This window comes from Testudinibacter sp. 'clade 2' (genome assembly GCF_006227735.1).
Taxonomy (GTDB): Bacteria; Pseudomonadota; Gammaproteobacteria; order Enterobacterales; family Pasteurellaceae; genus Chelonobacter.
Genome location: NZ_VDHB01000005.1, coordinates 1 through 13,272, shown reverse-complemented (window position 1 = coordinate 13,272; position 13,272 = coordinate 1). Strand labels below are relative to the sequence as shown.

At 45.9% G+C, this 13,272-nt stretch carries 11 protein-coding genes; 8 read left to right on the top strand and 3 right to left on the bottom strand.

Annotated features, from left to right (window positions below):
- Nucleotides 1-56 precede the first annotated feature (56 nt).
- On the bottom strand, nt 57-815 hold the full coding sequence (locus FHQ30_RS00680; RefSeq protein WP_139610219.1) for a DeoR/GlpR family DNA-binding transcription regulator: 759 nt from the start codon (nt 813-815) through the stop codon (nt 57-59).
- 223 nt (nt 816-1,038) lie between these two features.
- On the opposite strand from FHQ30_RS00680, the gene ltnD reads away from it, so the two are divergent.
- From ltnD to FHQ30_RS00640, 8 genes are all read left to right on the top strand, one after another.
- Nucleotides 1,039-1,938: an L-threonate dehydrogenase gene (gene ltnD / locus FHQ30_RS00675; protein ID WP_139610218.1), complete on the top strand. Its 900-nt coding sequence runs from the start codon at nt 1,039-1,041 to the stop codon at nt 1,936-1,938.
- 2 nt (nt 1,939-1,940) lie between these two features.
- Nucleotides 1,941-3,221, top strand: coding sequence for a 3-oxo-tetronate kinase (otnK, locus tag FHQ30_RS00670; RefSeq protein WP_139610242.1), 1,281 nt, complete (start codon nt 1,941-1,943; stop codon nt 3,219-3,221).
- On the top strand, nt 3,218-3,850 hold the full coding sequence (gene otnC, locus FHQ30_RS00665; RefSeq protein ID WP_139610217.1) for a 3-oxo-tetronate 4-phosphate decarboxylase: 633 nt from the start codon (nt 3,218-3,220) through the stop codon (nt 3,848-3,850). The genes otnK and otnC overlap by 4 nt, the downstream gene beginning before the upstream one ends.
- A 1-nt stretch (nt 3,851) precedes the next feature.
- Nucleotides 3,852-4,628 carry an HPr family phosphocarrier protein gene (locus tag FHQ30_RS00660; RefSeq protein ID WP_139610216.1) on the top strand — a complete coding sequence of 259 codons (777 nt, stop codon included), beginning with the start codon at nt 3,852-3,854 and terminating at the stop codon, nt 4,626-4,628.
- 86 nt (nt 4,629-4,714) lie between these two features.
- Nucleotides 4,715-6,070, top strand: coding sequence for a GntT/GntP/DsdX family permease (locus FHQ30_RS00655; RefSeq protein ID WP_139610215.1), 1,356 nt, complete (start codon nt 4,715-4,717; stop codon nt 6,068-6,070).
- A gap of 63 nt (nt 6,071-6,133) precedes the next feature.
- Nucleotides 6,134-7,543, top strand: coding sequence for a phospholipase (locus FHQ30_RS00650; protein WP_139610214.1), 1,410 nt, complete (start codon nt 6,134-6,136; stop codon nt 7,541-7,543).
- A 3-nt stretch (nt 7,544-7,546) separates the two neighbouring features.
- On the top strand, nt 7,547-8,224 hold the full coding sequence (locus FHQ30_RS00645; RefSeq protein ID WP_139610213.1) for a cyclase family protein: 678 nt from the start codon (nt 7,547-7,549) through the stop codon (nt 8,222-8,224).
- Between the two features lie 30 nt (nt 8,225-8,254).
- Entirely contained in the window at nt 8,255-10,066 is a 1,812-nt protein-coding gene (locus FHQ30_RS00640) for an alpha/beta hydrolase (RefSeq protein WP_139610212.1), read from the top strand.
- 82 nt (nt 10,067-10,148) lie between these two features.
- Here FHQ30_RS00640 and FHQ30_RS00635 read toward each other — a convergent pair whose 3' ends face one another.
- Nucleotides 10,149-11,816: a mucoidy inhibitor MuiA family protein gene (locus FHQ30_RS00635; RefSeq protein WP_139610211.1), complete on the bottom strand. Its 1,668-nt coding sequence runs from the start codon at nt 11,814-11,816 to the stop codon at nt 10,149-10,151.
- Between the two features lie 23 nt (nt 11,817-11,839).
- Nucleotides 11,840-12,820: an alpha/beta hydrolase gene (locus FHQ30_RS00630; protein ID WP_139610210.1), complete on the bottom strand. Its 981-nt coding sequence runs from the start codon at nt 12,818-12,820 to the stop codon at nt 11,840-11,842.
- Nucleotides 12,821-13,272: the final 452 nt, after the last annotated feature.

The window sequence follows — 13,272 nt, the reverse complement described above, 5'->3', positions numbered from 1 at the left end:
TTACCTGCCAAAGTGCGGTCAGCATCGCTATCGGCAGCAAAACCGGTAGCGATTTTTTATGCCAACATCAACTCAATATTCAGATTTTGAATATTTTTTTGCACGCTCTCCAGCAAATTTTTATCGGTGACAATAGTGTCGAATACGTCTAAACCGTAAATCCAGAAGGTGGCGACTTTGCCGTATTTTGACGAATCGGTAACCAGCACATTTTTTTTGCTCGATTCGACAATCGCGCGTTTCACTGCCAGTTTTTTCTCATCTGGGGTGGTTAGACCCTTTAAATTCCAGGAGGAGGTGGAAACAAAGGCGACATCAATCGAAATATTGCGTAAAAATTGTGCCGACAGTTCGCCGACGGAAGAGTAGTTGTCTTTGCAGACATGACCACCGGTGTGGATCAATTCACCGTTGCCCTCTTTAATCAAGAAATTGGCGATCACGAAATCATTGGTGATCACCAATAAATCACTGCGTTTGGCAATATGGTGTGCGATTTCCAACGTAGTGGTGCCGGCATCTAAATAAACCGTTTTACTGTCGGCGATCAACCGAGCCGCTGCTACGCCGATAGCTTGCTTTTGGCTTTGAAACAGCAGGGATTTATCATCATGCGTCGGCTCGCTGAACAGGCGTTGCAGCAATTGCACGCCGCCGGACACCGACACCACTTTGCCTTGTTCTTCCAGTTTTTGAATATCGCGCCGCACCGTCATATGTGACACCTGCATAATCTCAACCAATTCGGCAATGCTGATCAGATCGTGTTCGCTCAGCAACATCAGAATGCGTTTTTGTCTTTCTGCCGGAATCATGGCTAATTCCTTAAATTTATTGTGAATTTTAGTGAAATAATAACACTTTATGCGTAAAGAACTCAAATATTGATTTTAAACCGCGATAAAATTAACAATAAATAACACATATTGTGAATATTTGTGATCAAACTCGCAGTTTTATCTTTCCAATTCAGGCATTATGCACTGACAAAATGCAGAGTTATCTGAGTTGATTTTCAATCTAAATGGAGATTTTTTTATGAGTTATTCAGTCGCAGTCGTCGGTCTCGGCGCAATGGGTATGGGCGCGGCACTTTCTTGTGTTAACGCTAAGCTTGACACTTATGGGATTGATTTAAATCCCGTTTTATTGGATAAATTGAAACAATCCGGGGCAAAAGAAGTGGCAATGAATGCCGATGGTTTTGCTGAGAAACTGGACGCCGTGTTGCTGTTGGTGGTTAATGCTAATCAGGTGAAAGGGATTTTATTCGGTGAAAATGGGTTGGCGGCAAAATTAAAAGCCGGTACGGCGGTGATGGTGTCATCCACCATTTCCGCACAAGACGCCAAAGAAATTTCACAAAAATTAACAGCGCTAGGTTTAATTATGCTGGATGCGCCGGTGTCCGGCGGCGCAGCCAAAGCGGCACGGGGCGACATGACGGTGATGGCTTCCGGTTCGAGCGAAGCCTTTGAAAAGCTGCAACCGGTGCTAAGTGCGGTCGCAGGCAAAGTATATAACATCGGCAGCGAAATTGGCTTGGGCGCAACGGTAAAAATTATTCATCAATTGCTGGCAGGGGTGCATATCGCCGCCGGTGCGGAAGCGATGGCACTTGCCGCGCGCGCAGGTATTCCGTTGGATTTGATGTATGACGTGGTGACCAATGCCGCCGGCAATTCGTGGATGTTTGAAAACCGCATGAAACATGTGGTGGACGGCGATTACACCCCACTGTCTCAGGTCGATATCTTCGTCAAAGATTTGGGCTTGGTAACCGACACCGCTAAATCGCTGCACTTTCCGCTGCCGCTTGCCAGCACCGCATTTAATATGTTCACCTCCGCCAGTAACGCCGGTTACGGCAAAGAAGACGACAGTGCAGTGATCAAAATTTTTAGCGGCATTACTTTGCCACAAAAAGAGGAGAAATAATGATGTTGGGCGTAATTGCAGATGATTTTACCGGGGCAAGCGACATCGCCAGTTTCTTGGTCGAAAACGGCTTGCGTACGGTGCAAATGAATGGCGTGCCGAATCGTGCATTACAAAGTACTACGTCGCAAAGTACTACGTCGCAAAGTGCGGTCGATGCGGTGGTGATCAGTTTAAAATCCCGTTCTAATCCGGTCGAGGAAGCAGTGCAGCAGTCGCTACAAGCTTTGGCGTGGTTACAAAAGAGCGGTTGCAACCAGTTCTATTTTAAATATTGTTCCACTTTCGACAGCACCGCCAGCGGCAACATTGGTCCGGTGACCGATGCACTGTTGGATCAGCTCAACGATGATTTCACGGTGATCACCCCGGCATTGCCGATTAACGGCAGAACCATTTTCAACGGCTATCTGTTTGTCGGTCAAACGTTACTCAACGAATCGGGGATGCAAAATCACCCGATTACGCCGATGAAAGATGCCAATCTGATGCGTCTGATGGACGCGCAGGCGCGCGGTAAAACCGGTTTAGTGGCGTATTCTGATGTGATTCAAGGTGCCGATCATGTCAAACGCTGTTTTGAGCAATTAAAACAGCAGGGCTACCGCTATGCGGTGGTTGATGCGGTGGATAATTCACAACTAGCGGTCTTGGCTGAAGCCATTGACGATTTCAAACTGGTGACCGGTGGTTCCGGTTTAGCGGCGTATATGGCGGCGTACAAAAATAAAAACAACACGGCACAGGCTGCAAAAACCGCACTTTTACCCAACAAAGCCAAAAGTGTGATTCTCTCCGGTTCTTGCTCGGTGATGACCAACAAGCAAGTGGAAGCTTATAAAACCAAAGCCGCGCATAAATTATTGGACGTCGAACAGAGCCTGAATAACCCGAATTATGCCGAAGCGCTGTATCAATGGGTGATTGAAAATCTGAACGGTGAATTTGCACCGATGGTATACGCCACGGTTGCGCCAGAACAGTTGAAAGCGATCCAAGCCAAATTCGGTGGTGAGACTGCCAGTCATGCGATTGAGCAAACTTTCGCCGAATTAGCCCAAAAATTAAAGCAGTACGGTGTGAAAAACTTCATCACTGCCGGGGGAGAAACTTCCAGTATTGTGGTGCAGAAATTAGGCTTTGACGGCTTCCAAATCGGCAAGCAAATTGCGCCGGGCGTGCCATGGCTGAAAGCCCTCGATGAAGCGACTTTTCTAGCGCTTAAATCCGGCAACTTCGGCAAAGAGTCGTTCTTTAGCGATGCACAGGAGATGTTTGTATGAGTGAACAGCAACAAAAAATCGATCTGGTCAACTTAGCTCGTTCATTGTTTGAACGGGGTTACAGCGTTGGCGGTGCCGGCAATATTTCGCTGCGTCTGAGCGGCAACCGCTTTTTGGTTACCCCGACCGGTTCGTCGTTGGGGCGCTTGAAGGCGGAAGATTTGTCGGTGTTGGATAGTGACGGCAAGTTGCTGGAAGGCAAAAAACCGTCGAAAGAATCGGTATTCCATTTGGCGATGTACCAACGCAACCCAGCGTGCAACGCGATTGTGCATCTGCATTCCACCTATCTGACCGCACTTTCCTGTTTGGACAATCTGGATCCAAGCAATGCCATCAAGGCGTTCACGCCCTACTATGTGATGCGGGTCGGCAAATTGCCGGTGATTCCTTATTACCGCCCTGGCTCGCCGGATATTGCTCGTGAACTGAGTGAACGGGCGCTGGACGGCAAGGCATTCCTGCTTGCTAATCATGGCGTAGTGGTGTGTGGCGAAGATTTATTCGATGCGGTGGATAACACCGAAGAACTGGAAGAAACCGCAAAACTGATGTTCCTGTTAAAAGGGCAAAACGTACGTTATCTCACCGATGACGAAGTCAATGATTTGAAAAACAGAGGAAAATAAGATGCCTAAGTTTGCTGCTAATTTATCCATGATGTTTACCGAACTGCCGTTTCTCGATCGTTTCGAAGCGGCGGCAAAAGCCGGCTTCAAGTATGTGGAATATCTTTTTCCCTATGACTATCCAAAAGAGCAGTTAAAAGCCAAACTGCAACAAAATGGTCTGCAACAAGTGCTGTTCAACACAGCACCGGGCAATGTGCAAGCCGGTGAGTGGGGCGTTTCCGCCATCCCGGGACGCGAAGCCGACAGTCGGCGTGATATTGATTTGGCATTGGAGTATGCGCTGGCGCTTAATTGTCCGAATGTGCATATTATGTCTGGCGTCGTGCCACCGGGGGAAAATTATGCCAAATACAAACAAACCTTTATCGACAACGTGCGCTATGCTGCTGACAAATTCAAACCGCACGGCATCAAGATTTTGTTGGAGGCGCTCAGCCCGCAAGTCAAACCGAACTACCTTACTGCCAGCCAATTCCAAACGCTGGAACTGGTGGATTTAATCGATCGTGACAATGTGTTTGTGCAGTTAGACTATTTCCACGCCCAAAATGTCGATGGCAATTTATCCCGTCTGACCGACAGCCTAAACGGCAAATTCGCCCATGTGCAAATCGCTTCCGTGCCCGACCGCCATGAGCCTGACGAGGGCGAAATCAACTACCAACATATCTTCGCCAAACTGGACGAAATCGGCTACGACGGCTGGGTCGGCTGCGAATATAACCCAAGAGGCAACACCGAAGACGGCTTGAAATGGTTTGAGCAGTATAAATAAAACCGCATTTTGTAATGTAAGTCAAAAATCTTCTATTAACAGCATAATCATCCCATGGAAGGATGTTTAAAAAAGGAAACAGTATTATGTCAAATGAAATGTTAATTTTAATTGGGATTGCAAGTGTTCTTGCGCTTCTCTTTATCATGATTAAAGGAAAAGTGCATCCTTTTCTGGCTCTTGGTGTAGTGAGTATTGCTGTCGCTCTTACAGCGGGGATTCCAATGAACAAAGTTATGCCAACTTTAATCAGTGGAATGGGGAGCACTTTAGGTGGTGTTGCATTGATTGTCGGTTTGGGAGCTATGCTTGGTAAAATCATTGAGAAATCAAATGGCGCTGATGTTATGGCTAATTGGTTACTGGATAAATTTGGTGAAAAAAGAGCTGCATTTGCCTTAGGTTTAACTGGTTTTATCTTCGGGATTCCTGTATTTGTCGACGTCGGCTTTATTGTATTGATTCCGATTATTTTCAGCGTTGCGAGACGGTTAGGAGGGAATATGTTGGTTTATACCTTGCCGATCGGATTATCAATGTTGACGGTGCATGTTTTTCTTCCACCACATCCGGGAATCGTTGCTGGCGCACAAGTATTAAATGCAGATATTGGCTTAGTTTTAGGAGTGGGTTTCTTAGCTGCGCTACCGGCATATTTATTAGGACAATTATTTATTCCTTTTTTCACCAATCGTAATTTTGTAAAAGTCTCCACATCGAGTGATCTTATACAACAACAAAAAGAGCAATCTTATTCAACGGATGGATTGCCTTCCTTTGGTTTAGTGTTGATGATGATTGTTACTCCGTTGATTTTGATCATGTTGGGAACGGTAACGGCGACGACCTTACCAAAAGAAAATATCATTCGTGAAATTTTCAGTATGGTCGGAAGCTCTCCTTTCGCTTTAATGTTTGCGGTATTTTTATCATCTTATACTTTAGGTATTCGAAGAGGTTGGAGAAAAGAGCAATTAGAAGAAATTTTGAACTCATCTTTAGCTCCGATTGCAGGTATTATTTTAATTACCGGTGCTGGCGGAATGTTCGGTAAAGTTCTAGATGCCAGTGGAGTAGGTAAGGCTTTAGCTGATGTATTGTCTGCAACAGGGTTGCCTATACTACTTTTAGCCTTCATCCTTGCCGCTTTGCTGCGTGCAGCGCAAGGTTCTGCAACAGTAGCGACTATAACGACAGCAACAATTTTGGCTCCGGCAATTATTGCTGAACAATATAGTGGCTTGCAAATTGCTTTAGTGACTAGTGCGATTGCTGCTGGTTCAATGACCTTATCTCATGTCAATGATTCTTTGTTTTGGGTATGGACAAAGTTTTTTGGAATTTCTGTATCTCAAGGATTAAAAACGTGGACGATTTTGACAACTATTTTTGGTTTAATCGGATTCTTAGCGGTAAGTCTAATGTGGATGATATTTGTTTAAAATAACTTTCTAATATGGGTTTGAGAATATCAAGCCCATATTTATTTTTATCAAGGAGTTGGCATGTTAAAAAGTAATATTCTTTTTTCTCTATTATTCCTGTTTCCCGCAGTGTTATTTGCAAATCAGTCCGTCACCATTCCCGACGAACCGCAGCCATCAAAAATTATCAGTGCCAAACTGATCACCGAATTAACCGCCAAAGGGCAAAAAGTCTCAGCGCTTGCCTTGGAATATGAAGATGAGTTATTTAATGGCGAAGGGTTGGAAACGCGTTATCAAATTGAAGTGGTGTTGGACGGAAAATCACAAGGCGAGCGCCAAATTCTCCGAAGCTACGGCATGGATAAACCGACTTTATCTGCGCAAGCCAAATCAGGTCACTACCTGATTTTGGAACTGAATAAAGAAGATGCCAATGCGGATTTGTATTCATTGAGAACCGAAAACAGCGAGCCGATGTTGTTTCGTGCCAAAAATGAGCAAGGTGAAATGATTCAGCGAGAGATTGTGCAAAGCAACCGTGTGCCAGAATTTTATCAACAGCGCTTGCAATACCATGTCACCCAACAAGGACTGCTGAAATTAAGCAACGGTAAAACTGTTGCGCCGCAAAATATTAGCGTAACGGCAGAGGCGAAGAATAGGCATAATCTGTGGTTTGATCAGTTTGCAGCGGATCACGTTTCTCTAAACGATCCCAAAAACATATTGCATTATCAATTGTATAAACCGCACTTTACCCCTGATAACGCCAAGCATCAAAGTGCGGTGGCGCAACAATATCCACTGACCATTTTCCTGCATGGTTCCGGGCAGTTGGGGCAGGACAATGTTGCGCAATTACTCTCCAGCCAAGGTGCAATTTCAACTTTGCAATATGAAGAAGGCTTTGTGCTTGCGCCACAATATAGCAGTGTGTTTGATCCTTTTGATAATGTGAAACAAGGACAGCGCGGTGGCATTCATTGGCAGACGGAAAATCGTCGAGCGTTGTTGCTGGCCATGATCGATAAAACGCTGCAACAACATCCACAGATTGATCCGGCAAGGATTTATCTGGTCGGTTTATCGCGTGGTGCCGAAGGTGCGCTGTATTTGCTGCTGGACAGACCGCACTTTTTTGCCGCCGCATTATTAATGGGCGGACGGGAAGCCTATTCCGTGGAATGGATCGACGGCAACGCAACCCAAGAAAATTTAGCTTCGCTTGCCAATATGCCGATTTGGTTTTTCCACAGCAAAGAAGACAAAGTTTCGCCGGTTGCCGGCTCGCGAATTAATTACCAAATCCTCAGCCAGCAACTGAAAAATCCTGCCGTAAAATACACTGAATTCAGTTTTGATCAGGCGGGGGATAACGGTATTGTCAATAATAATCCCCACAACACCTGGGATGCCGTATTCAATAGCCCGGCTGCACAGCGTTGGTTACTGCAACAAACACGCACTCTCAATCAAACAAAGGAGTAATTTATGCCATATCAACTGCTTTCTTATCCGCTGGATATCAATGATCCCGGCTTTCTCGGCGAGCCGACCCTGAGTATCGAAAAGTGTAGTGACACACAACAAGGTGCGGTGTATAACAGTGCAAAAATCTATCTGTTTAACCATTTCGGTACCCATTTTGATGCGCCGAATCATTTCAATCCGAACGGAAAAACCATTTCGGAGCTGCCGTTGGCACAGTTTATTTATCAGAAACCGCTGCTGCTTGATATTCCAAAAGCAAAAGCCAGCCTCATTGAAGTTGAGGATCTCGCCCCTTTTCTATTGCAAATTCAACAAGCAGACTGCTTACTAATTCGTACCGGTTTGGAAAAAGTGCGGTCTGAACAACCGCAGCAATATGCTGCGCAAGGCTGTGCAGTCAGTATCAATGCTGCCCAATATTTGATTGACTACGCCCCGAATCTGAAAGCGATCGGCTTTGATTTTATCTCGCTCGCCTCTCCGGCGAATCCGGAGCATGGTGTGAAAGCACACCAGATTATGCTCGGTATGTTCAGTGAAAACTTCATTTGCATTATCGAAGATATGAAATTGGCTGAACTTGATGCACCGCAGTTGCAGCGCATTTTTGCGCTGCCGTTACTGGTCAAGGGGATCGATAGCGCGCAAGTTACGGTGCTGGCTGAAACGACAACTTAGCTTATACCTTAAATTAGTAAGGAGAAACGTATGAAAAGTAGAAATGCCAGCCGTTCTTCGTTTTTAGGCGCAATCTTGTTTGCGATATTGACGCTGGTTTTTGCCTATTTGGCGTCATTGATCGAGCGGGATTTCGGTCGTATTGATGTGCGACAACTTCAGATTATGACCGAAGAGATGCAGCCGATGGCAGCAAAGCTTTATCGTCCGCTCACGGCAACCGCTGAAAATCCGGCACCGGGTCTTTTGGCACTGCATGGCTATCAAAGTGATAAAGAAGCAACCAGCACTTTTGGGGCGTTGGAGTTGGCAAAACGGGGCTTTGTTGTGTTGGCGATCGACCAATTCGGGCACGGTTATTCAACCATATTGCCTGCCAGTAATAAAAATATGAGCGGTTCGAACAACGGTTACCAATATTTAAAATCTCTGCCGTTTGTTGATCAACACAGGTTGGGTATTTTTGGTCATTCAACCGGCGCACTGAATGCGATTCGGGTCGCCAAACTCAATCCCGATCATAAAGCGGTCAATGGTTTAAGCAGCAATGGTGGTGATCCGGAAATTCATAACTATCTGTTGACGCAGGGATTATATGAGGAGATTGGCGGTTATCGCGAAAGAAGTTTTCCGGTGAAAGAGTTAGTCCATAATTCAGCCCGACTCCTGGCATTCTCTCTGCCTGAAAACGAAACGTTGAAATGGGGCTATACCTACGGCAATTTTGCTGACGGTTCGGCAAGACGGGCGGATCTGGTTGAAGGCACACATTTGGGCGTGATGATTGCCAAAGAGAGCAATCGGCGGGCGATCGAATGGTTCAATACGGCATTGCAAAACGGCGATAAAAGCTACTGGAGTGATCCGGCGCAGCAAACTTATTGGTATAAGGAGTTTGCCGGATTGTTTGCACTCTTCTTTGCACTTATCTCCAGCCTGTTTGTTGCTAATGCTTTGCTTCAAACGTCGTATTTTAGTGCAGCTACGCAGCCTGTTACTACAAAAACGGCGATCAGCCCCAAAACCTGGTGGCGTTTTGCGATGCTTAATATCGTGACCACGCTTGTGCTTTATCCGCTGTTGACCCAATGGGGTGGCGCCAATGAACCGATTGCCGCCCATCTTGCTTTTATGCCGCTGGAAATGGGCAACGGTATCATTACTTGGCTGGCGGTCAGTGCAGTGCTAAATCTGATTTTTTTCCTTGCTTGGAAAAAATCCGCACCGCCGATCTCCTTGGCAGAATTTGGGGTTTTCAGTCAGCAGCATAAGTTATCCACTGCTAATATTATCCTGCGATTTTTAGCGTTGAGTGCTGTTTTAATCGGCTGGCTTTACCTGCTTGCCGGTTTTGCCCATTGGTATTGGGGCGCAGAACTGCGATTTTTATGGCCGTTTTTAAAACCGTTAACCCCGGAGCGATTTAATCTGTTTTTGGTATATTGGCTCCCGATTCTCGCTTTCTTCTTTATCTATAACGGCTTGATTTTAACCGTACAGATGAAACAACCGCTTGCGGAAAGTGCGGTATCTACCCTGGTAATCTGGACGTTAAAAGTGGTCTTCGCCGCTGTCGGTGGCTTGTGTCTGTTGTGGCTATTCCATTTTATACCGAATTTTATGCAAATCGGCCCCGGTTTTGATCTCATCGGGCTGCCGCAATTTGGCGGGCGTTGGATGATGATGTTAGCGGTAATTATTCCGCAATTCATCGTATTATTGTTGATCAATAATTGGTGCTACCTCAAAACCGGCTATCTGTATCTGGGGGTATTTTTCACCTCGTTACTGATGACTTGGATTCTGGTCGGTGGGCAGGTTATCGGACGGTTTTTGGCTTAACCAGCACAATCAAGGTTGGCAATGGGTTTGATTTAGTGACCATTTGCCAACCTGCTATTTTCTATTAACAGACCCTATAATTTCACAACCCACTCAGCATTTGATCTTGCGGATATTCCAGCGTGAAGATCTTGTTGATGGTTTGTTTGCTGTTGGGAGCGAGGGTGATTTTTTGTTGATAGCGGCCATTGTCGTCGATGGTGGCGGTTTTGCTGTCTGGCGCTAAGATATTCACTTTAATCGCTTGGTTGACAGCTTGCGGTAGGCGGTCATACACCACCACATCAACGCTTTCAGTGCGGTTGTTTTGCAGGGTGTAGCCCGTTTCAAGGCGTATTTTGTTGGTTTTGTTGATCAAACCGCCGCTTTCTTGGCTGCGTTTTACCGGTTCGGCTTTGACGCTGATGGTTTGATCTTCGCCGATTAACTGCTTAAACGCTTCGCCGGGCAGTAGGGTTGGCAGGTAGCCGGAGCCGACGATTTTGCCGTCATAAGCGGTGCGTAATGTGCCGCCTAATAACGGGTAATCCTGTTGGTTTTGCCCACTGACGGTGATGAGAATGTTATCCTGAAATTCCGGATAAAACGCATATTCCGCTTTCGCTTCTTGGGTTGTGCTGGCGATGATCACGCTTTGGTTACCTTGCTGGCTGGCAATACTGACCGCACTGGGAAGGGTGAAACTGGAGGCAACAATCCCGCTTTCCACCTCAGCGGTTTGCGGGGCAGCAGCCATAGTCAGCTCTGTTTGCATAGCCGTTTCTGCCTGATCTAACCCTTGCAGGCTCAATTTCTTATCTTTGGCTGCTTGAGTGATGGCTAGTGGTTGCGGTTGGTAGAAATCGATCAGCCAAGGTGAAATTTCAGGTACGCTGCCCACTTCAATCTGATGTGCGCTTGACAGGATCAATTTGATATTTGACCAATCCTCACCGCTGTTTTGTTGAATTTTTGCGCCATATTGTAAATCTAACTGGTTGTTTTTACTGTTATAATTCAACTGATATTGCGGTTGCCAGCTGGTGTTAAAGATATTATAGGCTAAACTCAGTTGCTGTTTGCCGTCGGCTGTTGCCTGAATTTGCACACGGACCAAGCGCTGCATATTTTGTTGCTCGCCACCTAAACGTTGGTAGTTTTGCTCTAACTGCGCCAATTTTTGTTGCTGCGCTTCCAGTTCCGTTTGGGTGGCACGTTTTTCGGCACTCAATTGGGTGTAGCTGGTGCGAGAAAATTGCTGTAGACGACCGAAATCTTCAAAGCTCTGTTGAGTATCACTGTTTAGACGAGATTGCTGCAATAATTGCAGCAAATTAAACTGGTTGTCCAACTCTGCTAATTTATCTTGCTGCTGTTGCACGATGGCTTGCTGGGCAGTGATTTGTTGCTGTAAATCGTGTAATATACTGCCGCTGTGCTGCTCGGCGGCGTATAGTTCGCTGTCGATGGAAAGCACGGTTAAGGGGCTGTTGCCACTGGCATTAAATTGTAATGAGGCTTCATCCAAATACTGTGGCAAGGCGGAAAATACCAGTTCATGTTGCCCTTTGCTTAATTCAATTTCAGCGTGGCGTTCAACTTTGGCTTGTTGTTGATATAACGTCACTTGGTTAATTTGCGATTCAATCTGTTTAATTTCTGCTTTAGCTGATGCAGAGAATCCCATGGTTGAAAAGAAAATGGTTGAAAAGCAAAATGTTGAGATGCCTAGAGCGGTTTTTGGCAAACCGCTTAAGTTGTTTATATTCATATCCGCCTCGTCTTCGCCTAAGATTATTTGGCTGTATTTTTAAATTGTTGGTTCAAAAAATCAACCATCAACTTGATCACTTGCGGCTGCGCCCAGTAAACACCGGCATGATCCGCATTTTTAATTACATAACGCTGTGCTGAAATCCCTTTTTCTGCCAAGGCGTTAAACAATATTTCAGTTTGGCTGGGTGAGACCAGCATATCAGCATCGCCGTGCATTAATAAAAACGGTGGCGTATTGGAAGAGATATGGCTAATCGGGTTGGCTTGCGCTGCCAGTTCAGGCGTTGAGCTGACCGCACCGCCACTGGCAAATGGCGGAATGCCGTTTAACATCAAGGCCTCTGAGACATTATCGCCAGCATGTACGGCTTGTATTTCCGGCGAATAATCCGCACCGATTTGGCTTAGATCAGATAAGCCGTACAGATCAATTGCAGCTTGTACAGCACTGCTTTGATCCAGATTTTCACCCACATCAAATTGGCGATCACCATTGGTGGTGGCGGCTAATGCGGCAAAATATCCCCCGGCGGACTCGCCCATAATCGCAATTTTATCTTTATCAATACCAAATTCATCGGCATGGGCGCGCAAATAGCGCACTGCCGATTTCACGTCCAGCAAGGGTTCCGGGAATTTACCTTGCGGAATATGGCGATATTCAATGCTGGCGACCACATAACCGGCTTCAGCAATCGCCAAGCGCTGTTGAATGTAGTTGGCTTTTGGTGACATCAGAAAACCGCCACCGGTGACGAACAGGACGGCAGGCAGCTTGGCATCACTTTGTGGTTGCAGGATATCCATCTTCAGATTCAACGGACGTCCCATCGCTTTGGGTTGTGCGTAGCTGATATCTTGCCATTGATTGACCAACGGTTTTTCTGCGGCAACTTCAATCAGAGTGCTTTGCGGAGGTGTGGGGGTTAAGTTGGCGCTGAGCGCTAATGGTAGTGTTAATAATACGGCACCGATTAATTTATTCCACTGAATTGGCATAACGATTTCTCCTGCTTAAAATGGGGTAGTATAGTTGATTAAAAGGGATATCTGTCTTTTTATCGTTATTTTGACCGCACTTTTAACATAAAGTGCGGTAGTGAACAGAGATGCGTGCTTCATTGGCATATTGGCGCGCCCAATATACAAAAAGATAGCCGTAGCTATCTCAGATTATTGACAAAGATATTTGATGAGGCAAGGTAGGGGCGGATTATATATCCGCCCGTTTGCGAAGTACTGAATAAGCACTTAATTAATAAAGGAAAAATGCAAAGTGCGGTTCGGGGCGATATATAATCGCCCCCTGCAGTTACAACATTAATCGTGTATTTTAACCTTTGTCAGCAGTCTAAGCTAGCCGTAGCTATCTTTCTGTTTATCATGAGATACGCCAAGCAGATTAGTGCTTGTGTTTACCGCCACAGCACCCTTCGTGTCCATGACCGTGG